Source organism: Thermococcus sp., assembly GCF_026991495.1.
Taxonomy (GTDB): domain Archaea; phylum Methanobacteriota_B; class Thermococci; order Thermococcales; family Thermococcaceae; genus Thermococcus.
Genome location: NZ_JALXBJ010000085.1, coordinates 1 through 23190 on the forward strand (window position 1 = coordinate 1; position 23190 = coordinate 23190).

Below are 23190 nucleotides of genomic sequence, written 5' to 3' on the forward strand. Positions count from 1 at the left end.
ATCTTTATGTTGTCTATGTCGACCTCGTAGCCCTCCTCCGTCTTCTCGGCCACCTGTCTGACGGCCTCGACGGCGAGCCTTGCGAGAAGTTCCCTGTGGCTCTCTGCGTTCTTTCCGGTTATTGAGGTCATGGCTATCTTGAGGAGGGTTTCCTCGTCCTCCGGATCCACCTTCACGGCCATTTTGTCGAGTATCTCCTGGGCTTTTTCGGCGGCGAGGGTGTAGCCCTTGACTATAACGCTCGGGTGGATGTTCTGGTCGAGTAGTTCTTCAGCCTTCCTGAGGAGTTCTCCGGCGATGACAACGGCAGTAGTAGTACCGTCACCGGCTTCTTTGTCCTGGGTCTTGGCAACCTCAACCATCATTTTAGCTGCAGGGTGCTGGAGGTCTATCTTGTCAAGAATCGTCGCACCGTCGTTCGTGATCACAACGTCCCCGAGGCTGTCGACGAGCATTTTGTCCATTCCCTTCGGCCCGAGGGTTGTTCTGACGGTTTCGGCTATGATCCTGGCCGCAAGGATGTTGAGCCTCTGCGCGTCCTTTCCAACGTACCTCTGGGTTCCCTCCGGCAAAATCACAACAGGCTGACCACTAAGCTGTGCCATCTTTCATCTCCCCCTTTCAATTGTTCTTGCGGAAACTGTTCGTCAGTATTCTATAAAAATTTTTGGGTCAAAAATTTCAATTTAAGCCGTTATTATTGAATATATGGCAGAAAATTTGCGGTTAATGGGAGGAAAGGATAAATAAGTGCGGGGCCAGGTTGTGGTGGTGGGGGAAGTGGAGCTGATAAAGCAGGGTGCGGAGGCCAAGATATACGCGGCCTACTTCGACGAGTACTTCGGCGTTGAGCTGCTCCCGGGTGAGCGGGTTATCGTAAAGCACAGGATCCCGAAGGGGTACAGGATAAGGGAGATAGACGAGAGGCTGAGGAAGGAGAGAACGGTTAGGGAGGCGAGGATCCTTCACCGTGCCAAGGAAGCCGGGGTGAACTGTCCCTACGTCTACGAGGTGAATCTGAGGGACACGGTGATAGTCATGGAGTTCATCGAGGGGGAGAGGCTTAAAGAGTACCTTGAGGCCATCCCGATGGAGGAAAGGCTCTCGCTCTGCCGCGAGGTCGGGAGGCAGATAGGAATGTTGCATTCAGCCGGCATAGTGCACGGCGACCTGACGACCTCCAACATGATACTCCGCCGCGGCTCGATCTACCTAATAGACTTCGGCCTCGCGGACTTCGACTCGACCCTGGAGGCGAGGGGGGTTGACATGCACCTCCTCAAGCGCGCCATGGAGAGCACCCACTATATGTGGTTCGAGGAGGGGTTTGAGGAGGTTCTGAAGGGCTACGCGGAGGTTATGGGTGAAGCGGCCGCGTCTGAAGTTGAGGAAAAGATAGTCGAGATAGAGAACCGCGGCAGGTACAGGGAGAGGGCATGGACCGGTTAGTAGGGAAGGTTTTTAAAGGCATCCAGGAAGCAGGGGGTGGTGGTGTGGGTGAAGTTCAAGGGCAGGGTCTTCGGCGAGACCGCGAGGGTTGAGTTCGAGATAATGACCCTCAAGGAGCTGAGGATAGATGACCTCCGGGATTTTGACGTTGATTCCCTCAAGATAGAGCTCAGGCCCACTTCCTCCGGTATAAGGGTGGTCGGGGTATGGGAGGGACGGGTTGAGCTCATCGGGCAGGGCGTTAAAAAGGCAATTGCCGAGGCGGGAAAGCTTCGCGAGAGGATTGTGCACAGGATAAAGGCCCGCGCCGATTCAATCCGCTCTGCGATGCTTCAGATGGGCTTTAAGGAGGAGCTCGATGGATACGGGAACACGCTCCGCTTCACCAAGAGGGTCGGGGAGTACGAGATAGCGGTCGTGGTTTCCACAACCGACAACGTTATACGGGTTGAGATATACGGAAATGACCGCAAGGTGATAAGCCCCGAAATCCAGACGGTGTTTAGCGACGTTGAGATAGAGGACATGGAGGTCTACGACCTTGAGGATCAGCACGACGAGAGGCTCGTCATAAACCTTGAGATAGAGGAGAGCGAGGAGAGGCCGGAACGCAGGCTGCTTGAAGCGATAAGGATGATCGAGAACATGCTCATGGCCTGAACCGCATGCCTTTGTAGATCCCGAGGAAACGCTACGTTTTTACTCTCTTCTTACATACTCTGTTATGGGGGTGAGAGAATGGGGGATGAGGGCGCCCTCGATAGAATCATTCGTAACCTCGACCCCAACACGACCTTTGCCATAGTTTACGAGACGTATTCAAACGCCTGGGAAATTCCGTTCATAGCCGTTAAGGAGCACATCGAGGGCGGTAATCCCGCCGTAGTCTGCAACTACGCCAAGCCAGTTGAGAGGGTCCTAAGGGAGCTTGAGCTCGTTGGTTTCAACGTCAGGAAGGCATTGGAGGGGGATTCACTCTTCATAATCGACATATTCGGCTCGCGGTACAACCTGAGGGTGAACCTCCCGAACGTCTTCTACATCGACTCCGTTGATTCAGAGACCCTCATGCCCAAGATAACCCTCGTTTTCCAGGAGAGGATACTTCCAAAGGTAAAGGGGAAGTTCCTCCTCCGCCTTCTGCAGCCGCTCCACGGCTTGGTCAGCCTCTCGGGGGAGGAGCCTGTCATCAAGATGTTCAGCAACATGATAACCCTCTCATCGCGGCTCAGGATGAAGAGCAGTATAATGCTGACCCTCAACCAGGACACGGTATCCAGAACTTTTACCGCGTGGACGGTTGAGCTCAGCGACTACGTGCTGCTGTCAAAGGTGTTCGTCGGGAAGGGGCGCATTGAGGAGCACCTCTACTTCCTCAAAGCGCCTATAATGGACTTCAAGCCCGAGGAGTTCATCCTAACAAAAACAGGTAAGAAGGGAAGGGAGCGCTTCTCCCTCAGGAAGGTGAGGGGGCTCAGCCCCTGAACTTGGGACGCCTGCTGAGGAGTAGCGGCAGGGGGCGCGGCCTGTATGGGAACCCCTCGGTCTTTCCCCGTATTTCCCTTATCAGGTCGTCAACGTGCATCTCAACCTGCTCTCCCTCTTCCCTCCTCCTCACGGTTACGGTACCCTGCTCCTTCTCGTTCCTGCCGACGACGACAATGTAGGGAATCCACTCCTTCTCGGCCTTCCTTATCTTCTTGTTGAGTCTGTCGCCCGTGTCGTCAACGTCAACCCTAATCTTTGCGCCCTCAAGCTTGCCCGCAACGTAGAGCGCGTAGTCCATGACGTCATCGCTCACCGGGATGACTCTAACCTGTATCGGGCTGAGCCAGAGCGGGAAGCTCGGCTTTATTCCCTGGGCCTGGAGCTTTGCCTGCTTCTCAAGGATGGCGTACATGACGCGCTCTATTGCACCGCTCGGCGAGCAGTGGAGTATGAGCGGGTAGCGCTCCTTGCCCTCCTCGTCGTAGTAGGTTATTCCAAAGCGCTCGGCGTTCTCGACATCGATCTGGACGGTGCTCAGAGCGGCTGCCTTGTCGAGGTTGTCCACGAAGTTGAACTCGAACTTGAGGATGAAGTAGAAGAACCTCTGATCCCACATCTCGATGAGGACAGGTTTACCGATTATCCTCGCCAGCCCGACAATGAAGTCCCTGTTCTCGTTCCAGAAGTCGCGGGTGAACCTTATCGCGACCTCGTAGTCGTCCGGAGATAGACCAACGCCCCTGAGGACTTCCATACTGAGCTTGTACTGCTTTCTGAACTCGTCCATGGCCTGTTTTAAATCGCGCGCAACTGTGTGCATATCTGGCATAGTGAAGGCCCTGAGCCTTCTCAGACCGCTGAGCTCGCCGCTCTTCTCACGCCTGAATGAGTAGCGCGTGAGCTCGTACATCCTCAGCGGCAGGTTGCGGTAGCTTATCGTCGCGTCCTTCTTTATGAGGAACTGGCCGAAGCAGGCCGCAAAGCGGAGGAAGAACTTCTTGTCGCCGCTTTTAACTATGTACTGCCTCGCGGGGAAGCGGTTGAGGTACTTTTCAAGAGCAGGGTGCTCGAAATCGTACATGATGGGCGTCTCGACCTCCATGGCACCGTACTCGACCACCTTCTCGGTGACGTACTGCTCAAGGAGGCCCTTTATGAGCCTGCCCTTCGGGTAGTAGCGCAGATTGCCGGCATCGCTCCCGGGTTCATAGTCCACGAGCTCGTGTTCCAGCATGAGCTTAACGTGCGGCGGTTCCCTCTCAGCTACGCGGCTCTTGCTTATCTCGTAGTTGGCGAACTTCCTCAGGTTCTCGTGGCCTGTGAAGTCGAACTCCTCAACATCTATAAGCTCGCCTTCCGGAGTGAGGATGTACCAGTAGCTCTTGAGTTCTTCCTCCTTTTCGAGGGCTATGTTGCGCTCCTCCTTGCTCACCTCCTCTCCGCTCGGAACAACGGTTCTGCTGAGCTCAGCTAATGGGTGCCCCTTGCAGCTTAGCTTGAAGGCCTTGTAGTAGCCGAAGGGAGCGCGCTTAACCTCAAAACCCTCCTCCCTGAGGCGCTCTTCGATCCTCCGGAGAACCTTGAGCGCTATCTCAGGCCTCGCCAGCTCGCTGCTCAGGTGGGCGAAGGGATAAACGAAGACCCTCTCCGCTTTGACCTGTGAAGCAACGTCCCTGATCTCAGCAACGGCCTTCTCGACGACCTCCTCCGGGTTTGACTCGTCGGCTTTCTCAACGCTCGTGAAAACCGCTAAAACCTCTTCGAGTCTGCCCTTCCTCTGCTCATCGCTTATCGGCTCCGGGTTCTTGAGGGCCTCCTCCCTGACCTCGTATTCGAGGTAGTCCGCGTGTATCAGAAGCATTCTCATCCCTATCACCACCGGTAGCTGGGGTTGAATTACTAAAAGTTTTTCCCCGGGCTTATAAACCTGTCCAAAGGTGGAAAGGGCCTCAGCCCTTCCCCTCGTCCTCGATCCTTGCTGAGTGGAAAGAGAAAGAAGGGAGCTCAAATGAGGCGGAGCTTTAGATCGCTGACTACAACCCTCTTCTTCAACTCCGATGAAAGCTCTCCTGCCTCTCTGTAAGCCTGCTCTCTCAGCATCTCTTCGAGTCTCTTGGCGGGCAACATTGATCCCGACTCGGCCTCGATGGTTAGATATGCGTTCACGCCCACTCCGGAGCCAAGGGCGTATCTAATCTCCTTGGCCTCAACTGAAACCTTCCTGAGGTTAAGCCCCAAGGACTTCCCATAGGCATTGAGCTTCTTCACGAAACCCCTGAAGTACGGATCCAATTCGACGGGAACGTTGAGCTTTAGTTCTAACTTTTGAGGTGGTGATTTCTTTGCTTTCTTTGTTCTCTCCTGAAGTGCTTTCTCGACGTCTTTGGTAACGTTTGAGTAGAGTTCCTCCATGGTCGATGGCTTTTGAGGTGCGGTCGCCTCTGCATTGAGCGGGGCATTCCTCGCCCGGGTTATCTGGACATCACCAAAGAACTCACTCAGCTTTATCCTTTGAGTTCTATTGTATGCCTCAATGTTATCGACAACGGACATCTTAACACCAATGTCATCGAGGGGATAAGCATCTGCTATTACGGGACCGTTGAATATCTTCGAGATATAACCCAATGCATCGTCTCCAATGAGCTTTCTTCCACTCTTGACCTCCTCCGCCTCCACTGCCAAAATTTTTTGCTCATCGACGAGGATCGTTATGTAGTAAGGAACCCCACCAACCTTTCCCAGCAGTTTAAAGACCCCACCATTGCCCATTCCGAGAGCTTTTGAAAGCAACTCTTTAAAGTCCTCTTTTGTTTGGCAGAGGTAGTTCTCCTCAAGTGGTTTAGCCCTTGGGAGTTTCACACTCCTCACCTCGTGAATTGGCTCGTATATTTATTCAATGAACATTCATGATCTTTCAGTATTTATCTCCTTCTCAGATATACATCTTAATGTTAATACGAAGGATTGTATTAATCTCCTATTGAGCTCTTTGAGTCTTCTATCTTCACCTTTAGCTCCTCCGCGAACCAGTTGACCCTCTGCGGGAACGGTATCTCGATGCCCTCCCTGTCGAGAGCCTCCTTTATCTTCTGGAGCAGACGGTACTTGGAGCGCAGGAGGTTCTGCCCGACCCAGAGCGAGCTTGGAACCCAGGCCCACACTGTTATGTTAACTGAGCTGTTGCCGAGGTCGTGGACATAAACCCTGGGCTCCGGGATGGCGAGAACGTGGGGCTCCTCATCGAGGACGCTCAGGATAACGTCGATGGCCCTCTGAGCATCTTCCTTGTAGGCTATGCCAACGGTTATCTCGGCCCTCCTCACAGGGTACTTCTGCAGGTTGATGATGTTGCTGTTGAAGAGCTTCTCGTTTGGGATCCTGACGAGTGTGCCATCCCACTGCTGTATTCTCGTTGAGAGGATCCTGATGTCGTTTACAATGCCCTCAACGTCCCCTATGCGGACAGCATCCCCTATCTTCAGGGGCTTGTCGAAGTAAATGAAAACGCCGGAGACAAAGTTGGCTATGACAGTCTGGGCTGAAAAACCGAGGACGATACCAGTTATCCCGGCCGCGGCTATGATAGTGGACAGCCTGCCGCTCAGACCGGCTATGTTGAGGGAAAGGAAGAAGGCGAAGGTTATCACCGTGTAGTAGAGGAGCTTGGCCTTTATCTGAACTTCGGGGAGCTTCTCGGGCGTTGTGCGCATGAGCATGTAGTCCCTCGATTTTTTAGCGAGGAGGTAGGAGAAGTAGAAAACGACCAGGGCGGTGAGGATGTCACTGAGGGAGGTGCCGCTCACCTTGTAGGCGAGGATGCCGAGGAGGTGGAGGGAGTAGAAGGCCGCTATCAGGATTGTCATGTTGTAGAGCATCTTAGCCGTGTCCTCATTAAAGACCCAGACGTAGGTGGTGCTGCTCGAAAGCTCTAAGATGTACCTCTCAAGGATCTTCGCTATCACAAACCCGAGGGCGAGGACGACGATGGAGAGAACAACGTTCCCCGAGTTGAGGGTAAGCTTTGTGGGCCCAAAGACCAGCGTCCAGTTGGCGGAGAGGTTGAGCATCCCTACCACCTCATCAGGAACTTCGGCAGGGCCCTCTTCGGGCCGAATGAGCTGAGGCCTTCCCTCGGGGGTTCTCCCGTGTTGTTGACCTCCGGGCCCCCGTTGCGAAGGAGGATCCTGATCAGGGGATAGTAGGCCCTGTCAGTTGAATAGTACATCGGGGTTCCGTCCAAGGGGAGGACGACCTTATCGAGCCCCTTCCACTCCCCCGAGGGGTTCTCAACGGAGACCTTCAGGACGCCGAGTGAGTCCGGTTCGTTGGGCATGAAGTTGGAAACGTAATACCTTGCTATCGCCCCCCTCTCAACGCTTCCGTAGAGGGCGTACTTCTCCCTGCAGGGAGTGAACCCGTCGATGGTGAGGGATCCAGTTCTGACTTCAACGTCAACAGGAGCTTCAAGAAAGCCCTCCACGCTCTCACCAGGCGGCACCGCTAAGGGTTCCCTGAGGAGAATCATAAGGAGTTTAACACCGTAGCCGGTCGCGGGGGTCGGAATGACCAGGAGCTTCCCCCCTTCGACTTTTTTTATCAACCGCTCAACCTCATCCCTGCGGTACCTCACGAACCCCCCGGCCTCCTCAAGGAGGTGGATCTTTTTACTCCCTATTTTTATGAACTGGGTTTTAAGCTCAAAGGGCCCGAACATGGAGGGAGATTGCCCTCTGTAGATTTAAGGTTATCGCAGTGGCAAAGGCTTAAAAAACGCCCCCCTGTAAATTAGTAGCGGTGGGTGCAATGGGAGAAAAGAAGCCAGCCAAGGACGGTCAGTTCGTTCTCCCGGGCGATTACCTCGGGGTTATTGAGGAGTACCTCCCGGGGGAGGGCGTTAAGGACGAGAACGGGAACCTCATAGCAACGAGGGCAGGGAAGGTTAAAATCGACAAAGAGAGGATGGAGATAAGCGTTGAAGCTGTCACGGAGACGCCGCCGCTCCCTGAGGTTGGGGACGTCATCATAGGGCAGGTAATAGACGTCCGACCCCAGTCCGTTACCGTTCAGCTCGTAAAGATAGAGGGGAAAGGGGACAGGGCGATCGCCTCCTCAACCCTCGCCACCATACACGTCTCCCAGGTAAGGAACGGCTTCGTGGAGGACATGAGGAGGGAGTTCCGAATAGGGGACGTGGTGAGGGCCCGCGTCATAGCGGTGGGCAAGGGGCCGATTCAGCTCACCACCCGGGCCCCGGATTTAGGGGTTGTCTACGCGCTCTGCTCTAAATGCAGGACGCCCCTCATAAAACGGGGGGACCAGCTCATATGCCCCCGTTGCGGCAACGTGGAGACGAGGAAGCTCTCGACCCTCTACCGGAAGCTGGTGGTCTGAATGGGACACGCCAAGAAGGTCATAACCATACACGTCCAAAACGACAGGGAGAAAGAGGAATTTTTGAGGGAAGTCGGAAGATTGAACCTTCCCGCCTTCATCTACGTCCACGGGAAGCTCGACTCCCTTAAGGTGAACGTCCAGGGAACCAAGGGCGAGATAAGGGACGCGGTTTCAAAGATAATGGCCATCCATTCGCGCGTCAGGGCGAGGCTCTACCCTGACAGGAGGGGCCTCTACCGCTACTCTCCGGATGACCTCTTCAGGGAAGTCGGGGTGAGCGTTCCTCCAACTTCTCTCGTCAGGACGCTCGAACTCTTAGGGGAGACCGTTGAGCTTAACGGGGAGACGGGGGAGATAAGGACCTCCCTGCCCTGGATCGAGGCAGTTGAGCTGGTGAGGAAGCTCGGTGATGTTCTCTCTGAGATCTCGCTCAGAAGCACGAGGCAGATAAGGGAGGTCGTCCTGCCGGTTTCAGTTGCCCGCGGCATAGACCCGGACGAACTGCTCGAAACCCTCGTGGAGTTAGGGCTCGCGGAGTGGAAGGAGGATAAGTTTAAATACGAACTGGTTAAGAACAAGGAGCAGGCCATGGAGGAGCTGCTCGCTTACCTGTCGCGTGAGGAGGGTAAGGAAGATGAGGATTGAGGTCGTTAAGAGGGAGGAGAACGCTATCGAGTTCTACCTCGACGGTGAGGATCACACCTTCGCCAACCTGCTGGTTGAGGTTCTCCATGAGGACGAGCACGTGAAGTTCGCCGCCTACTCCATAGACCACCCCGTGCTCATGGCGAGGAAGCCCCGCTTCAGGGTAACAACGGACGGCTCTGAGAGGCCCGAGGAGGCCCTTGAAAAGGCCGCACAGAAGGTGTTTGACCGGTCGAGAGAGGTTCTCGAAGCCTGGAGCTCCGCCCTGAAGGCATGATGGCGCAATCTTTGCATCCGTTAATTTTTTAAAGGGTGCTGAGGTTATAACTTTTGATGGTGCTGATGAGAGAACATAAAGGTATAAGCAGGGATGCACTTCTAATAGTTTTCGTGCTCCTGTCAGCGAAGCTTTTGGTTCTCCTGACCGTGGCCCTGGCCAAGGATAACTGGTTCCATTTCATGGTCACGAGGTGGGACGGGGCGCATTACACTGCCATAGCCGCGGGCTGGTACACAAAGGAATACCAGCTCGCCTTCGCTCCCCTGCTGCCCATCCTCGCCCGCCCGCTGATCCTCCTCGGGGCAAGCCCAGGCACCTCAGTCTTCATCGTTGCGAACGCCTTCAGCTTCCTCCCTCCCCTCCTGACCCTACGGCTATGGGGAAGGAGGGAGGCCCTCTTTCTCTCCGCCAACCCCGTCTACGCTCTCTTCACTACGTTCCCGTACGCGGAATCCCTCGCCCTGACCTTCCTGCTCGCCGGGCTCTGGGCCCTGAAAGAGGAGAGACCCTTCGCTTCGGGCCTGCTCTTCGGCCTCGCAGTTCTCTCGAAGTACAGCGCCGTTCTCCCGATAGCAGGACTGAGCCTGTACCTCTTAGCGTTTAGGAGGGAATGGAGACTCCCAAGGCTCTCAAGGTTCTACCTGCCGATCGGTTTTGCCGGCCTCGTCAGCGGACTCCTCTTCTACCTAACCGCTGGGAACCCGCTCGCTTACCTTGAGGTAGAACGGGGCTGGGACGCTAAGATAGTTGGGCCGATTGACAGCCTCAACTGGCTCCTCGCGAGGAACTGGTTCACAAGGCAGGACTGGAGGGTGATGTCCCTCCACATAAGCCCCGAGTTGTGGGCCCTGAGGCACCTCCTCTTCCTCGGCCTCTACGTCCTCGGTCTCGCGCTTCTGATAAAGGGGAGGAAGGACGTTGAGTTCTGGTACTCCCTGCCCACCGTCCTCCTCCAGGCCTCGATAAGGGGAGTCCCCCTGATAAGTACTCCCAGACTCCTCCTCCCGGCGGTTCCAGCGTGGGGGGCACTCGGGGAGAGGCTTGGGGAAAAAGGACTGGCGCTGGCGGTGGTTCTGATGCTGCTCTTAACTCCCTTCATCACGTGCTGGCATGTATACGCCTTCTTCGCCTGAGCCGCTACCTTCTTATACCCCCCGCCGAAGCCACCTAAGATGAAAATGGACCTTTCCCAAGACGGACTCGCGACCTTCGGCGACTCCCTCGTTAACTTCATCTACTCCCTCGCCCTCACGAGGTACCTCGGAAGACCGAGCGGGGGAAGGGTGCCGAACGCATCCTTAGCGATGGCGCTTGAGCTCGCCGGCCTGCGCCATCTCGCCCCGAGGAGAACCGACAAGCACGGCCTTGGGGACGCTGCCGAGGCCATAGTGGCCTACGCCTTCCTCAGCGGGGCTATGGGGATTGAGGAGGCAAGTGAGATAGTGGAGCGAAACCTGAGCGAGGATGTGGCGCACTTCTCACGGAGGAAGGAGGTACTTGGAAGGGCCTTTGGGGAGCTCCTTAAGGAGATAAAGAACCGCCTCGACCTCTGAGGCTACACCTTAGGCTCCATGAGCCCCATACCTTTTAGTTTTTCGTAGGCCTTCCTGAGGACTTCTCTTATGACGTACCTCCTGTTCAGGCCTCCGAGCCTCCGCGCGGCCCGTCTCAGGCTCCCCTCCCTCAGAAAGAGTTCTATCAGCTTCCTCTCCTCTTCGGAGAGTTCGAGGTGCTTCAAGGCCATCCTCGCTATTTCCAGTGGCGAGTTGCCCTCGTAGGCGTAGTCTGAGCTCATGACCGGCCTATCAAACCTCTCCACCAGTTTAAAGACCACAACGTGGGCCGGTGAATCCTCGGTCACGCTGTCGTAGTGCCGTTTCAGGGCCTCTATCAGCTCCCCCCTGCTCCTGAAGCCGTCGAGAAGGGCATCCTCATCAGTTAGCTCCGCAACCCTCTTGCTCTCAACCCTCTCCACAACGGCCCTCCCGAGGGTGTAGCCGCCGGCGTGGATCAGGATGAGATCCCCCTCCTTGAGGTTTGGTCTCCTGCCAAGCCGGACGGTGGCCCTCTTCCTCCCCTCAAGTATGGCCCCGGCGTAGCGGCCGTCGAACTGAAGGTGCCTCATCCCTCACCACCGAGGAGCCTGAACCTTATGGCGATGACTCCGTACCTGTTCTCCTTCCATCGGGGGTACATTCCGTGGAAGCGCTTTAGGGCCCTCTCAAAGCTCGGTCTGTCAGGGAATATCTTTTCGAGCGGTTCCTCCCGGAGGGCCTGCCTGAAGGTCTCGTAGAGCCTGACCCCCGTGACCAGGGCAGGAACGCTGTCGTTGAAGACCAGCCTGTCCCCAGGCTTCATGCCCCTGAGGGCGGGGTAGGCGGCCCTGACCTCTATCCTCTTCCTCCCGGACTTTATGAAGTTTAGGTACTCGTCCCTAACGCGCAGGTGATAGACCCTCATCACCGTTGCATCCAGAGACCCCCTTAAAAACCTGCCCATGGAAACGTTTAAATCTCTTAAACCCTATTAAGAATTAAGGTGAGAGAGAAGTGAAGAGAAGGGCCCAGACGGCCATTGAATACCTCCTCATGCTCGCGATGGCCCTCATCCTCGTGGCGATAGCCCTGAAGGCCGTCGTAGACACCAGCAAGAGCCTTGGAGAGAGCATCTCGAACTACACGAGCGTCGTGAGGGACAGGGTTATAGGCAACCTCTGAGCCAAAACGGGGTGCTCGGGATGCAGAGCTACGAGTTAGCCGTTATTCTGATGGGATCACTGACGGGCATTCTTACTTCTTACACCGACGTGAAGACCGGTTTCATCTTCGACAGTCACGTCTTTCCAACCCTCTCCCTCGTTGAGAGGCTCTTCGGGCACGAAGAAGGGGAGGAAGAGGTGGATCTGCCCCGGTGGCTCGGGAAGATCATCGTTCCGACTGCGGAGTTCGGCGTTCTTCTGTACGCTTACATGGGCATCAGGGGGCAGGCTCCCCCCTTAGCGGGCTTGATAGGGCTGATAGTCGGCTTCGCCATGGGGATGGTTCTCTACTACGCCGGCGCCTGGGCCTCCGGCGACGTGGTGGTTTTGGCGGCGTTCTCGGCCCTCCTCCCGTATCCTCTGAGCCCCGTCCGGGTTGCGGCTCCTTACGAGACAGCGTACCCCCTCTACCCCCTGGCGGTTCTCTTCAACAGCATCATCGCGGTGTTCCCCTTCCTTTTCTTCTACGCCCTCGGGATCGTTGTGAAGAGGGGGGAGACGAAGAGGATAAGGGAGGTCTTCGTCAATGGCGTTTCCCTCTCCCTTGAGGTTTCCCTCTGGTTCATGGCAGGCATAGCAGTTGCCGTCGCCCTCTCGAACTACGGTTTCGGGTTGAGTGCCGCGGTCAGGTACGGGCTGGCCCTGCTCGTGGTGGTCGTTTTCGGGAAGTACAGAAAGGCGGGGGATATAATCGGACTCGCATCCCTCGCGTACCTGAGCTACCTCATCGGCCTCGACGCGGTGGTGGCGTTTCTGAAGCTCATCGCCGTTATGTACTCCTTCAAGGTCTTCTTCTCCACGGTCAAAGTCCTCAGGGAGGAGGCATTGGTGGAAGAGGTTCCGGTGGAGGAGCTCAGGGAGTGGGACATACTTGGGGAGACGATATACATCGAAGGCGGGAACGTGAGGAGGGACAGGAGGGGCTTCTTTGAGGTTCTCAAAGAGGGGCTGAGGACTGGGAAGCTCCAGGTCGAGCGCGGGGAGGTCGTAGCGTCGCCGAGCGCGGAGGGACTGAGCGGCGAGCAGATAGAGCGGCTCAAGAAGCTTGTTGAGGATGGAAAGATAGAAAACAGGTTCCTGAGGAAGAAGGCGATGCCCTTCGCCCCGAGCATATTCGCGGGCTTTCTGATCTCCGCCCTCTGGGGAGATCTCTTCTGGTGGCTCGTCCTCAAGACCGCTGGCCTCTAACTCCCCTCGAGGATGCCCTTTAATATCTCAACTACCTCATCCAGGCTCTCCACGACGTGATCCCCCTCCACACCCTCGTGGGGGTTTATCGCTATGCTGACGTCGGCCTCGGCGAACATGCTCAGGTCGTTGTGGCCGTCGCCGAGGGCAACGGTCAGCTCAGCCCTCAGCTCCTCCTTCAGCCTTCTCAGGATGGCCCCCTTCCCCTCGAAGTCCACGAGCGCGTTGACCTTCCCCGTTATCCTTCCCAATTCATCGAACTCAAGCTCGTTGGCAAAGACGTAGTCGGCGCCAAGCTCCTCCCCCACCTTCCGGGCGAGGCACATGAGCCCGCTGCTCAGTATTGCTATTCTAAAGTCGTTTTCCTTCAGGAAGCGGAAGAGCTCCCTCACGCCGTCCATGTACTCCACTCTATCAACCCATTCAAGGATCTCCTCTTTGGTGTGTCCCCTCCAGAGGGAGGCGTCGAGCTGCGCCCACTCTGGGTAGTCTATCTCACCCCTGAAGAACATCTCCGCGTACTCGCGCCCCTTATCCCAGGTTCCAAACCTCTTGTGGAGCTCAACCCAGCCTGATACCGACCTGACGAGCGTGCCCTCCAAGTCCGATGCAAAGAGCCTCATCCCAACACCCTGGTGGATTAAGGGCATGGGTTTAAATATTTCATGATGCAATGATGTCCGGTGAGTCCTCTCATGTACGTAGGGGATATACTAAAAAGCCTGGACAGGATCCCCTCCGGGGTTCCGGGCCTCGACAACGTGATAGGCGGGGGCTTCCTACCGGGAAGGGTCTACCTCGTAACGGGCCCTCCTGGGAGCGGGAAGACAACGATAGGGGTGCAGTTTCTCGTGGAGGGCGCTAAGAACGGCGAGAAAGGCCTCTTCGTATCCCTCGTCGAGAACCCCAAGATAATCATCCAGGACATGCTCCGCTACAACTTTGGACTCCTCGGCTACATCCAGTCGAAGACGATTGCCTTTCACGACCTCGGGAGCCACCTCCTCAGGGCAGAGTACAGGATGACGTGGAACGAACTCTTCAACGCCATCCTTCAGCTCATAGAGGGCGAGAAGGCCAAGAGGGTCGTGGTGGACTCGTTCACCTCCATGGAGTATCTCGTAAAGGATCCAGAGAACAAACGCTGGGCCCTCGGAAGGTTCATACGGGCCCTTCAGGAGCTTGAGATCACCACCATCATAACATCGGAGATGCTGAAGGGAGAGAGCTATACCGATGAGCACTACCTCGCGGACGGGGTTATAGTGATCCACCACTTCATGAGGAACTACCAGATGGTGAGGGCCCTCCAGGTTCTCAAACTGCACGGCGTCCCCCACGACAGCAACCTCAAGAGGATACGCTTCACTGACGAGGGGATAAGGGTCTACCAGGAGGCGCCGTTCTGAGGTGATGACTGTGGGCAAAGACGCGGGCAAGGTTAAGGCAGAGATAAGGGCCCTACTTGAGGAGGCCTACCGGTTCGGCTACTTTGTGGGCTACCGGGGGCACAGCGACTGGACAGGCTGGGCCCGCGAGAGGAGGGAGGAGATATACCAGAAGGCGGAGAGGCTCGGCGTCTACGAACTCGTCAAGAAGGCTTACAAGAGGGGGAAGGACGAGGGTTCGAGGAGGAGGGAGGAAGAAGTCCATCTCGGGCTCATTGAGAAGGGCCGGGTAGAGGTTGAAGAGGAGAGGCCATCTAAGAGGCCGGTAATCGAGGAGAGCGAGGAGGAAGAAGAGTTCGCCGAGTTCCTGAGGACAACAAAGCTCGTTCTCCCCCCGGAGTTCCTCAACACCCTGAAGTACATGGAGATACCGCGGATGCTGAAGATGGGTGGTGAGTGATGCTGAGGGACTTCCTGAAGGAAGCGGCCGGGTTCAGCACGGACCGGGTTCTGTGGGACATAGGCGAGATAAGCAGGTTCCACAGGATACAGGGCTCGAAAGAACTGCCGGAGGCCGCGAAGTTCGTGGCCGAAGAACTTAAGGTCTGGGGAATCGATGCCACAATCTTCGAGGAGACCTACAACGGCAGGGAGAGGTTCCTAACCCTCGTGTCCCCCATTGCGTGGGACCTTATAGGCGGCGAAGTGCAGCTCCAGGGGAGGAGAATGACAACTGGCGAGACTCCCCTCTTGGTCATGGCCCATTCTCCCCCTGGAGAGGCGGAGGGAGAAGTTATCCACGTTGCCGGTAAGGAAGACTGGGAAAAGGCGGAGGGGAAGATCGTCCTTGTTGGTAGGGACTGGCGGGAGGCTTACAGGAAGGCGAACGAGATGGGGGCCTCTGCCTTCATTGCCTACCGCGAGGGAACTGGAGACGCCTTCCCGTACATAGGCCTTTTTCTGAGGCGTGCTGACATGGAGTGGGCTAAGATACCCGCGGTCACCCTCCCGGGGTCGGTGGTAAAAGAGCTGCTGGGGAAGCTGACCGCAGGTGAGAAGGTCGTTGCGAGGGTCAAGGTCGATGCGGTGGTTAAGGAGAGGGAGACGCTCCCAATGGTCTACGCCGAGGTTGGACAAGCACCGTACATCCTCCTGACGGCCCACCTCTGCCACCCCATGCCCGGGGCCAACGACAACGCGAGCGGCAGCGCCATGCTGATTGAGCTCGCGAGGGTTCTTTCAAAGCTCCACTCCGCCTCCTTCAGATTCGGCTTTGCCTTCCTCTGGATGCCCGAATACTACGGAAGCCAGGCCTTTATTGAAAGGCATGCGGATCCGGGAAAGTACTACGTTGCCGTGAACCTCGACATGGTTGGGGGGAGTCCTGAGGTGTCTGGTTCAACGCTGATGCTCGTGAGACCCCCGCTCTCAAGGTTCTCCGCGGCCTCAGGCATCCTTGAATACTTCCTCGACCTCTCAAACTCCGCGGGGAAGAGCTTCTCAGGCGAACCGACGCCTGCCATGCCGCTCAGATTTTACCCCTACGAGATGGGGAGCGACCATGACGTCTTCAACATCTTCGGCGTACCCTCGATGATGCCGATAACGTGGCCGGACCGATTCTACCACTCAAGCGCCGATGCCGTCGACAAGATCAGCGGAAGAACTTTAGGAATTATAGGACGGGCCGCCCTGGCAGCTCTCCTGGCCCTCTCGCGGGCTCCCGTGGAAGAGATCGGGGCCTTTTCAAGGGCCTACTCCCTGAAATACATAGGTGAGCTCGGGATGAACGGGGCGATTGAGGTGGCCCCGAGGCTTGTGCTCGACGGTCTCCACAGGGACTCGAAATTCTTAGGATTCAAACTCGGCAGAAAGCTCGAAGAGAGGTTCTGGCTGAGGTGGAAGCTTAAGGGGATCCTGTCGCCGAGGGAGATCGAGGTCAGGGAGGGGCGGTTCAGGGAACTGACGCGGGATAGAAGGGTCCCCACGCAGCTCCACGAACTCCTAATGCTCGGGGAGATTCTTCCAGAGGAAGCAGTGTACAAGGCTCTCAAGGAGGAGTTCGGAGCCTGCGAAAGGGAAAAGCTCCGGGAGCTCGTTTCAATCCTCGAAGAAAACGGCATGGTGGAGGTTGTCAGTTAGAGCGTTCAAGCTCGTGCTCAAGCTCGTCTATCTTCCTGAGGATAACGCTTTTTATCCTCTCAAGGACCTCAGCGGGAGAAACCGCGGTGTAGGTGTAGCCCAACCAGCCCCTCTCGATCAGGCTCCTCTTGAGCATCCCCTTGCGGTAGAGGTTGAGGACGTGCTCCCTGACCGAGCGCTCGCTTATCCTGAGTTCCCTCTGTATCTCGGTGATCCTCATTGGCTTCCCCCTTTCAAGGAGGAGCCGGTATATCCTGAGCTCGCCTTTTTTGAGGCCGAGGGACTTCAGAAGCTCCTCCATGCGACTGTAAAGGTCGCCACTGCTACCCATTCTTCACCCCTATGAAGTTTTAACTTCATGGGGTTTAAAAAGTTTCCGCGGGTGTGGGCCGGGTACAGAGGCCCGCGTTCACCGCTCGCGCGGGTGGATGCCCCCGGCCCTGTGGGCCCGGCGTGAGCACTCCCCGCTCACCGCTCGCGGGGGCGGTTTACCGGGCCCGTGAAGAGACGTCTGTCCCCTCACTGTCGGCGTTTTCCTTTCACATCAAAGGACTTAAAAGTTTGATCACTTCAGGGGAAGCTCCATTGTCTCCTTATGGACTTTGAGCGCCACCATCGTGTGGGTGGACTCGACGCCCTCTATGTCCCCGATCCTGTCGAGGAAGTCGTTCAGCTCTTCACTGTCCCGGGCCCTTATCTTGATTATCATGTCGTAATCCCCTGTGGTCTCGTAGACCTCCACTATCTTCGGGTGCCTCACGAGCTCCTCAGCGACCGCCGAGTACATACCCGCCTTGGCCTTTATCAGAACGAAGGCGAGCATGTCCAGCCCGAGGGCATGGGGGTTCAGGAGGACAGTGAACCTCTTTATGATCCCCCTCTCCTTCATCTTCTTTATCCTTTCGTAGACTGTAGACTCGGCGAGACCAACCTCCTTCGATATCTCCCTGAGCGGTGTCCTGCTGTTCTTCTGCAGTATGGCGAGGATCTTCCTATCCACATCGTCAATGCCGCCCCTCACACCGACCACCTTTAAAAAATTTTCGGAGGAGCTTATAAACTTGCCGATATCCCGTGACCATACTTTTATAAAAAGGCCCGGCTCTTTAATTCAGAAAACCCAGGGTGGTGGCTGTGCCGACGAACGTCACGGCGGAGTACCTGGCGGCCGAGGAGGAGTACAGGAACGCGAGGACGATACCCGAGAAGATAAGGGCCCTCGAAAAGATGTACGCGACGGTTCCGAAGCACAAGGGGACCGAAAAGCTCCGCCTGCAGATAAAGCGAAGGCTCTCCGAGCTCAGAAAGGAGCTTGAAAAGCAGAGGCAGGTGAAGAAGGGAGGTGGCGGGCCTTCTATAGCAGTCAAAAAGGAAGGAGCCGCTCAGATAGCCCTCGTCGGCCTTCCAAACGTCGGCAAGAGCTCCCTCCTGAGGGCCCTCACGAACGCGGACGTTGACGTGGCGAGCTACGCCTTCACGACCGTCCAGCCCATCCCGGGGATGATGCACCACCGGGACGTCCAGATACAGCTCGTTGAGGTTCCAGGCCTCGTTGAGGGGGCCGCCCTCGGAAAGGGCATGGGACCCCAGCTTTTGAGCGTTGTGAGGAACGCAGACGCTATAGCCATGGTGATCGACCTCTCCCGGGACCCAATCAAGCAGATGGAAGTTCTCCTGCGCGAGTTCGAGAGGGCCGGGATAAAGGTCAATAGGAGAAGGCCGAGGGTCGAGGTAAAGAGGACGGCGATGGGAGGCATCGTCATCAACGGGGCCGAGAACATAAGGGGCGATGTGAGTGAGGTCATGAAGATCCTCAGGGATGAGAGGATCCACTCAGCCGAGCTGACTGTTAAGGAGCCGGTGACACTTGAGGAGATAGCCGATGCCCTCGACGAGAGTCTCGTCTGGCGCAGGGCGATAATAATAGCCAACAAGGGCGACGCCCCCGGGAGCAGGGAGAACTATGAGAAGCTTCTCAAAGCCTACGGTGATCGCTTTAAGATAATCCCGGTATCAGCCAAGCGGAATATCCAGCTCGACAAGCTGAAGGACGAGCTGTACGAGCTCGCCGGGATAATAAGGGTCTTCACGAAAAGCCCAGGCGAGGAGCCTGCCTATCCCCCGGTGCCGCTCAAGAGGGGCTCGACCGTCATGGATTTAGCGGAGAGGATCCACAAGGACTTCACGAGGAACTTTCGCTACGCGAGGGTCTGGCGGAAGAGCGCTAAGTTCCCGGACCAGAGGGTGGGGGCAGATCATGTGCTCGAAGACGGGGATGTAGTGGAGATTCACGCGAGGTAGCCCCGACGGGCTCCATCAACCCCGGTTGCCAGCTGAGCTCCCGATGGGAGGGAAGTCAACTTTTTAAGATGCTGCTCAGAGGGGGAGTTGGTGAGTTGCATGGCCATCGTGGACGTTAGGGTTCTCGTTGAGGGAGCAAGTGACGTTGAGGTTGTCAGCAAAGCCCTGCAGGGGCTTGCCTTAGGGAGCGAGTACAACATAACGATCTCCTCCATAATCCCCACGACCAACGTTGAGATAGCGAAGAGCGCCGCCGCGGGGGCGGATTTGCTCATCATAGCAACCGACGCAGACAGGGTTGGCAGGGAGCTGGCTGAGAGGCTCTTCAACGAGCTGAGCCAGATGGTCGGGCACATAGAGAGGATGAAGCTGCCCCTCGGCCACGACCTTGAGCACGTCGATGTGGAGCTCGTCAGGAAAGAGCTCAGGAACGCCCTCGTTAGGGCCGGGCTAAAAAGCCTTCAGGTTCTGCCGGAGTACATGGAGCTGAGAAAGCAGCTCTTAGACCTCAAAGGGGCCTACGATGGGCTGGAAAAGGAGTATCAGGAACTCGAAAAGGAGTACACCGAGCTCAGGGGCAAGTACGAGGAGACGAGGGTCGAGTACATGAGGCTCAAGCAGGAGAACGAGAGCCTCCAGGCCCTTCTTGAGAAGAGATCCAAGCCAGTTAAGATAGAAGACGCTTGGAGGGCGCTCTTCCCGGCCGAGCCCGTTCCCCCGGAGGGGTACCTGGCAATGGCCGTTGAGAAGCTCGGCCTCAGGGGAAAGATAATCGTGGGGCAGGGGTACATCTACTCGGAGGAGGAAGAGGCGATTGAAGAACTCCTCAAGACTGTCTACCTCGGCACCACCGTCGCCAAGGCCCTCAGGACGGAGCCTGAAAGTGGGGAAGCTGAAGAAACCATAGAAGAGCCCATTGAAGAAGAAGCACCGGCAGAGGAACCGGGAAAACCCGTTGAAACCTGAAGCACGGTGTCTGTATGAACGGAACTGTTGAGGAGTTCGCCACGTACCTCGATCTTGAGGGGAAGAGCCCCAACACCGTAAGGATGTACTCCTATTACATCGAGAGGTACCTCAGGGAGGGCGGGGAACCTAACGCACGCTCCGCCTTAAGGTTCCTCGCCAAGCTGAGGAGGAAGGGCTACTCTAACAAGAGCCTGAACCTCGTCGTCCAGGCCCTGAGGGCCTACTTCCGCTTTGAGGGCTTTGAAGAGGAGGCGGAGAAGCTCAAGCCCCCAAAGGTACCGAAGAGCCTTCCCAAAGCCCTCACAAGGGAAGAGGTCAGGAAGCTCCTCTCGGTCATCCCCCCCACAAAGACCAGGGATCGGCTCATAGTCTTCCTGCTCTACGGTGCTGGGCTCAGGGTGAGCGAGCTCTGCAACCTGAAGAAGTCCGATGTTGACTTCGAGAGGGGCCTGATCTTAGTCCGGTCTGGAAAGGGAGCCAAGGACAGGGTCGTGCCCCTCCCGGACGCTTTGGTGTCGGAGATAAGGAACTACCTGTCCAAGAGAGAGGACGAGAGCGAGTACCTGATCGTCGAGGACAGGCGCTCCGAGAAGGGCAGACTCTCCCCAAAGACCGTCTGGTACCTGCTCCGCAAGTACGGGAACAGGGCGGGCATCAGGGTCACCCCCCACATGCTGAGGCACAGCTTCGCCACGCACATGCTCGAAAAGGGGGTTGATATAAGGGCCATCCAGGAGCTCTTGGGGCATTCAAATCTCTCCACGACCCAGATTTACACAAAGATAACAGTTGAGCACCTAAAAAAAGCACAGGAAAAGGCGAGACTCTTGGAATCGCTCTGATTCAGTCCTCCCAGGGCTCGCGGTACTTGAGGGCCCAGCCGAACTCCTCCTTCAGCGTGTCGATCGCCGCGTATGGGGGTATTATGCCGCGCTCGGTTATTATGACGTCCACGTACTCAGGTGGTGTAACGTCGAACGCTGGATTCCAGACCGTTATGTTCTTCGGCCACGTCCTGAGCTCCTCCTCTGGTATAACCTCCGTCGGATCGCGCATCTCTATCTCAACCAGCTGACCGAGCATGGTCTCGGGGTGGAACTTATAGGTCTCGGCGGCTATCATGGTCCAAACGCGGTGTTCCTTGGCGGTAAGGGCTATCAGGGCCGTCCCGATCTTGTTTATAACCGCGCCGTTGGCGGTTATGCTGTCAGCCCCCATGACGACCTTGTCGGTCATCTTCATGTAGTGCCTCGCCGCGCTGTCGACAACGTAGATGACTGGTATGCCGTAGGAGGCTAACTCCTTGGCGGTTATCTTCCCCTGCCACTTGGGCCTCGTCTCGGTCACTATGACTTTTATATCCTTCCCCATCTCCCAGGCAGTCTTCATGACGCTTATGGCGGCCTTGCTGTGGCAGTGCGTCATTATAACGTCCCCGTCCTCTATGCGCTTTGCCCCTATCTCCCCTATCCTCTTTACGGCGTTCTCCGAGTTGTGTATGAACTCCTTGGCGGCGTTGATCACGATGAACCTCAGCTGTTCGAGGTCGGCGCCGTTGGAGTAGGCTATCTTCGCCCTGTTCATCACGTATCTGAGCGCGTTTGGCAGCGAGACGGCGGTGGGCCTGGTGTTGTAGAGTATCCTCGCAGCTTCCTTCATGTCCTTCCAGAAATCGTCAACGCTGAGAGCCCTGCTCTTCTCGGCCTGGAGCTGGAGGGCGTATGCGGCCGAGCGGGCTATCTTTCCCGCCCCCCTGATCTCCATGGTCTTTATCTTCTCCGCGATCTCAAGGACTTCTTTCACCACTCCCATTCGACCACCCCCGGTAATCTTCAGATTATGGGCAGGCGTTTATATCGTTTGCGAGGGGAAGTTTTTTAAAGCACCGGCCCAACAGCACACGGGAAAGGGCTACGCCCAATGAATCCCGCTGATGAGTGGAGGTGGGAGGAAATGGCGACTTTCAAGATCGTTGTGTCCAACCCAAAGAGTGGGATCGCAAGACAGGTTGAGGTAAGCGGCGAGGTCGCTGAAAAGCTCATAGGAAAGCGCATAGGGGACGAGATACCGGTTAGCGAGCTCGGCATCAACCTCTCCGAAATATTCGGGGAAGAGATACCCGGGAGCGCGAGGCTCAAGATAAAGGGTGGAACCGACAGGGACGGCTTTTCGATGAGGCCGGATGTTCACGGCCCGAGGCGGGTTAAGATCCTCGTCTCAAGGGGTCCGGGCTTCAGGCCTAAGGAGAGGGGAGAGCGGAGAAAGAAAACCGTGAGGGGCAACACGATAAGCCCCGAGATCGTCCAGATAAACACGGTTCTCCTTTTCTGAGCTCTATGTTCTTCCCATTCCTTCACAGATCCCGGACTGTTATCCCGCCAAGCTACGGTATCGAGGGGCTCCCTAAAGGAAGACCGCCCTCGTCATCGCCCCGTCAACAACTACAGTTGATCCGAGCATGTACTCAGCTTGATCGCTCAGGAGGAAAGCTATGAGCGAGCCGAGCTCGTTCCACCTGCCGGTTCTGTGAAGCGGCGTTCTGCCCAAGACTTCCCTTTCCCAGATTTTTTCGAAGGGTTCCCCCCTTGTCCCCGCGACCTTCTTCAGGTTTTCCCTCGCACCGGGGGTGTCGAAGCTCCCGAGGAGAACCGAGTAGGCCCTTATCCCTTCCCTTCCGTAGGCCCTGGAGAGGCCCTTCGCGAGCTGGATCAGACCAGCCCTCGTGGTGTCGGCGAGCAGCAAAGGGGACATGGGCTCCTTTATCGAGACCGAGTTGAGGTACACGAGAACGCCCTTCCTCCCAGTCTCCAGCCACCTCCTGACGAGAAGCCCCGTGAGGTAACCGGGTGCGACCGAGTGTATCTTAGCGGACTCAAGCCAGTCCTGGTAGCTGGCCTCGTGGATGAGGCAGGGTTCGCAGGAGACGTTTGGGGCGTTCCATACGAGGGCGTCAACCCCTCCCAAGAGCTCCCAGGATCTTCCGAGGAGGTTCTCCAGACCCCCACTCCGCCGCAGGTCGGCCTTTACAGCGCAAACCTCCCCAAACCCGGCGAGCTCTTCCATAGCCCTTTGGAGGTTTTCGTCGTTGTGGGAGCTTAAAACGACCCTCGCGTTTCTCTTTAGGAGCTCCCTCGCGACGTTGAAACCTACTCCTCTTGAGGCGGCGGTTACTAAAACCCCCATCC

29 protein-coding genes are annotated in these 23190 nt (G+C 56.6%); 17 read left to right on the forward strand and 12 right to left on the reverse strand.

What is annotated here, in order from left to right; translation table 11 throughout:
* Window positions 1-605, reverse strand: a 605-nt coding sequence (locus MVB78_RS09755) for a TCP-1/cpn60 chaperonin family protein (RefSeq protein ID WP_297490815.1), incomplete at its 3' end; no start/stop codon positions are given.
* 175 nt (window positions 606-780) lie between these two features.
* On the opposite strand from MVB78_RS09755, the gene MVB78_RS09760 reads away from it, so the two are divergent.
* From MVB78_RS09760 to MVB78_RS09770, 3 genes are all read left to right on the forward strand, one after another.
* Entirely contained in the window at window positions 781-1449 is a 669-nt protein-coding gene (locus MVB78_RS09760; RefSeq protein WP_297490892.1) for a Kae1-associated kinase Bud32, read from the forward strand.
* 48 nt (window positions 1450-1497) lie between these two features.
* Window positions 1498-2109: a hypothetical protein gene (locus MVB78_RS09765; RefSeq protein ID WP_297490895.1), complete on the forward strand. Its 612-nt coding sequence runs from the start codon at window positions 1498-1500 to the stop codon at window positions 2107-2109.
* A gap of 78 nt (window positions 2110-2187) precedes the next feature.
* Window positions 2188-2934 carry a hypothetical protein gene (locus MVB78_RS09770; protein WP_297490818.1) on the forward strand — a complete coding sequence of 249 codons (747 nt, stop codon included), beginning with the start codon at window positions 2188-2190 and terminating at the stop codon, window positions 2932-2934.
* Here MVB78_RS09770 and MVB78_RS09775 read toward each other — a convergent pair.
* From MVB78_RS09775 to MVB78_RS09790, 4 genes are all read right to left on the reverse strand, one after another.
* Complete coding sequence (locus tag MVB78_RS09775; RefSeq protein WP_297490897.1) at window positions 2924-4804, reverse strand: threonine--tRNA ligase; 1881 nt, start codon at window positions 4802-4804, stop codon at window positions 2924-2926. The genes MVB78_RS09770 and MVB78_RS09775 overlap by 11 nt on opposite strands.
* Before the next feature lie 137 nt (window positions 4805-4941).
* Window positions 4942-5799 (reverse strand): hypothetical protein, encoded by an 858-nt coding sequence (locus MVB78_RS09780; protein ID WP_297490821.1) that lies wholly within the window; start codon window positions 5797-5799, stop codon window positions 4942-4944.
* A gap of 110 nt (window positions 5800-5909) precedes the next feature.
* Window positions 5910-7007, reverse strand: a complete 1098-nt coding sequence (locus MVB78_RS09785) for a mechanosensitive ion channel family protein (protein ID WP_297490823.1) — start codon at window positions 7005-7007, stop codon at window positions 5910-5912.
* A gap of 2 nt (window positions 7008-7009) precedes the next feature.
* Window positions 7010-7654 (reverse strand): DUF432 domain-containing protein, encoded by a 645-nt coding sequence (locus MVB78_RS09790; RefSeq protein ID WP_297490827.1) that lies wholly within the window; start codon window positions 7652-7654, stop codon window positions 7010-7012.
* A gap of 89 nt (window positions 7655-7743) precedes the next feature.
* Here MVB78_RS09790 and MVB78_RS09795 point away from each other — a divergent pair, with 89 nt between their 5' ends.
* Genes MVB78_RS09795 through MVB78_RS09815 form a run of 5 tightly spaced genes read left to right on the forward strand, consistent with a single transcriptional unit; the run spans window position 7744 to window position 10812 of the window.
* Window positions 7744-8331 carry an exosome complex RNA-binding protein Csl4 gene (locus tag MVB78_RS09795; RefSeq protein ID WP_297490899.1) on the forward strand — a complete coding sequence of 196 codons (588 nt, stop codon included), beginning with the start codon at window positions 7744-7746 and terminating at the stop codon, window positions 8329-8331.
* Window positions 8332-8979: a DUF2067 family protein gene (locus MVB78_RS09800; protein ID WP_297490829.1), complete on the forward strand. Its 648-nt coding sequence runs from the start codon at window positions 8332-8334 to the stop codon at window positions 8977-8979.
* Window positions 8969-9256, forward strand: a complete 288-nt coding sequence (locus MVB78_RS09805) for a DNA-directed RNA polymerase subunit L (RefSeq protein ID WP_297490831.1) — start codon at window positions 8969-8971, stop codon at window positions 9254-9256. Before MVB78_RS09800 ends, MVB78_RS09805 begins: the two co-directional genes overlap by 11 nt.
* A 56-nt stretch (window positions 9257-9312) precedes the next feature.
* On the forward strand, window positions 9313-10392 hold the full coding sequence (locus tag MVB78_RS09810) for a hypothetical protein (RefSeq protein WP_297490834.1): 1080 nt from the start codon (window positions 9313-9315) through the stop codon (window positions 10390-10392).
* A gap of 45 nt (window positions 10393-10437) precedes the next feature.
* Window positions 10438-10812 carry a ribonuclease III family protein gene (locus MVB78_RS09815; RefSeq protein ID WP_297490901.1) on the forward strand — a complete coding sequence of 125 codons (375 nt, stop codon included), beginning with the start codon at window positions 10438-10440 and terminating at the stop codon, window positions 10810-10812.
* 2 nt (window positions 10813-10814) lie between these two features.
* On the opposite strand, the gene MVB78_RS09820 is transcribed toward MVB78_RS09815, so the two are convergent.
* Together MVB78_RS09820 and MVB78_RS09825 are read right to left on the reverse strand one after the other, a co-directional pair.
* Window positions 10815-11384 (reverse strand): ASCH domain-containing protein, encoded by a 570-nt coding sequence (locus MVB78_RS09820; protein WP_297490836.1) that lies wholly within the window; start codon window positions 11382-11384, stop codon window positions 10815-10817.
* A complete protein-coding gene (locus tag MVB78_RS09825; RefSeq protein WP_297490838.1) occupies window positions 11381-11719 on the reverse strand; it encodes an ASCH domain-containing protein in 339 nt (112 codons plus the stop codon). Before MVB78_RS09825 ends, MVB78_RS09820 begins: the two co-directional genes overlap by 4 nt.
* An 89-nt stretch (window positions 11720-11808) precedes the next feature.
* Here MVB78_RS09825 and MVB78_RS09830 point away from each other — a divergent pair, with 89 nt between their 5' ends.
* The gene (locus tag MVB78_RS09830) at window positions 11809-11976 is read left to right on the forward strand and encodes a hypothetical protein (protein ID WP_297490840.1); all 168 of its coding nucleotides are present in this window, start codon (window positions 11809-11811) and stop codon (window positions 11974-11976) included.
* Between the two features lie 20 nt (window positions 11977-11996).
* A complete protein-coding gene (locus tag MVB78_RS09835) occupies window positions 11997-13205 on the forward strand; it encodes an A24 family peptidase C-terminal domain-containing protein (protein WP_297490904.1) in 1209 nt (402 codons plus the stop codon).
* Here MVB78_RS09835 and MVB78_RS09840 read toward each other — a convergent pair.
* The gene (locus MVB78_RS09840; protein WP_297490843.1) at window positions 13202-13828 is read right to left on the reverse strand and encodes an HAD-IB family phosphatase; all 627 of its coding nucleotides are present in this window, start codon (window positions 13826-13828) and stop codon (window positions 13202-13204) included. The genes MVB78_RS09835 and MVB78_RS09840 overlap by 4 nt on opposite strands.
* 60 nt (window positions 13829-13888) lie before the next feature.
* Between MVB78_RS09840 and MVB78_RS09845 the strand changes: the two genes are divergently transcribed.
* From MVB78_RS09845 to MVB78_RS09855, 3 genes are read left to right on the forward strand one after another with little or no spacing between them, the layout of a single operon-like run.
* The gene (locus MVB78_RS09845) at window positions 13889-14614 is read left to right on the forward strand and encodes an RAD55 family ATPase (protein WP_367271010.1); all 726 of its coding nucleotides are present in this window, start codon (window positions 13889-13891) and stop codon (window positions 14612-14614) included.
* A gap of 4 nt (window positions 14615-14618) precedes the next feature.
* Window positions 14619-15053: a hypothetical protein gene (locus MVB78_RS09850; protein ID WP_297490846.1), complete on the forward strand. Its 435-nt coding sequence runs from the start codon at window positions 14619-14621 to the stop codon at window positions 15051-15053.
* On the forward strand, window positions 15053-16735 hold the full coding sequence (locus MVB78_RS09855) for a DUF4910 domain-containing protein (RefSeq protein ID WP_297490848.1): 1683 nt from the start codon (window positions 15053-15055) through the stop codon (window positions 16733-16735). The genes MVB78_RS09850 and MVB78_RS09855 overlap by 1 nt, the downstream gene beginning before the upstream one ends.
* On the opposite strand, the gene MVB78_RS09860 is transcribed toward MVB78_RS09855, so the two are convergent.
* Together MVB78_RS09860 and MVB78_RS09865 are read right to left on the reverse strand one after the other, a co-directional pair.
* Window positions 16728-17066, reverse strand: coding sequence for a transcriptional regulator (locus MVB78_RS09860; protein WP_297490854.1), 339 nt, complete (start codon window positions 17064-17066; stop codon window positions 16728-16730). The two genes, MVB78_RS09855 and MVB78_RS09860, sit on opposite strands and share 8 nt — an antisense overlap.
* Before the next feature lie 234 nt (window positions 17067-17300).
* A complete protein-coding gene (locus MVB78_RS09865) occupies window positions 17301-17756 on the reverse strand; it encodes an Lrp/AsnC family transcriptional regulator (protein ID WP_297490910.1) in 456 nt (151 codons plus the stop codon).
* 113 nt (window positions 17757-17869) lie between these two features.
* Here MVB78_RS09865 and MVB78_RS09870 point away from each other — a divergent pair, with 113 nt between their 5' ends.
* The 3 genes from MVB78_RS09870 to xerA all read left to right on the forward strand — a co-directional run bounded on the left by MVB78_RS09870 (window position 17870) and on the right by xerA (window position 20847).
* Window positions 17870-19036, forward strand: a complete 1167-nt coding sequence (locus MVB78_RS09870) for a GTP-binding protein (protein WP_297490911.1) — start codon at window positions 17870-17872, stop codon at window positions 19034-19036.
* A gap of 99 nt (window positions 19037-19135) precedes the next feature.
* Window positions 19136-20002 carry a toprim domain-containing protein gene (locus MVB78_RS09875; protein WP_297490913.1) on the forward strand — a complete coding sequence of 289 codons (867 nt, stop codon included), beginning with the start codon at window positions 19136-19138 and terminating at the stop codon, window positions 20000-20002.
* Between the two features lie 14 nt (window positions 20003-20016).
* The gene (gene xerA / locus MVB78_RS09880; RefSeq protein WP_297490857.1) at window positions 20017-20847 is read left to right on the forward strand and encodes a site-specific tyrosine recombinase/integron integrase; all 831 of its coding nucleotides are present in this window, start codon (window positions 20017-20019) and stop codon (window positions 20845-20847) included.
* Window position 20848: 1 nt separating this feature from the next.
* Here the strand turns inward: xerA and MVB78_RS09885 are convergent, their stop codons facing one another.
* Window positions 20849-21817, reverse strand: coding sequence for a ribose 1,5-bisphosphate isomerase (locus MVB78_RS09885; RefSeq protein ID WP_297490859.1), 969 nt, complete (start codon window positions 21815-21817; stop codon window positions 20849-20851).
* A 141-nt stretch (window positions 21818-21958) separates the two neighbouring features.
* Here MVB78_RS09885 and MVB78_RS09890 point away from each other — a divergent pair, with 141 nt between their 5' ends.
* The gene (locus MVB78_RS09890; RefSeq protein ID WP_297490861.1) at window positions 21959-22336 is read left to right on the forward strand and encodes a 30S ribosomal protein S6e; all 378 of its coding nucleotides are present in this window, start codon (window positions 21959-21961) and stop codon (window positions 22334-22336) included.
* A 72-nt stretch (window positions 22337-22408) separates the two neighbouring features.
* Here MVB78_RS09890 and MVB78_RS09895 read toward each other — a convergent pair whose 3' ends face one another.
* The gene (locus tag MVB78_RS09895) at window positions 22409-23188 is read right to left on the reverse strand and encodes an SDR family oxidoreductase (RefSeq protein WP_297490915.1); all 780 of its coding nucleotides are present in this window, start codon (window positions 23186-23188) and stop codon (window positions 22409-22411) included.
* Window positions 23189-23190: the final 2 nt, after the last annotated feature.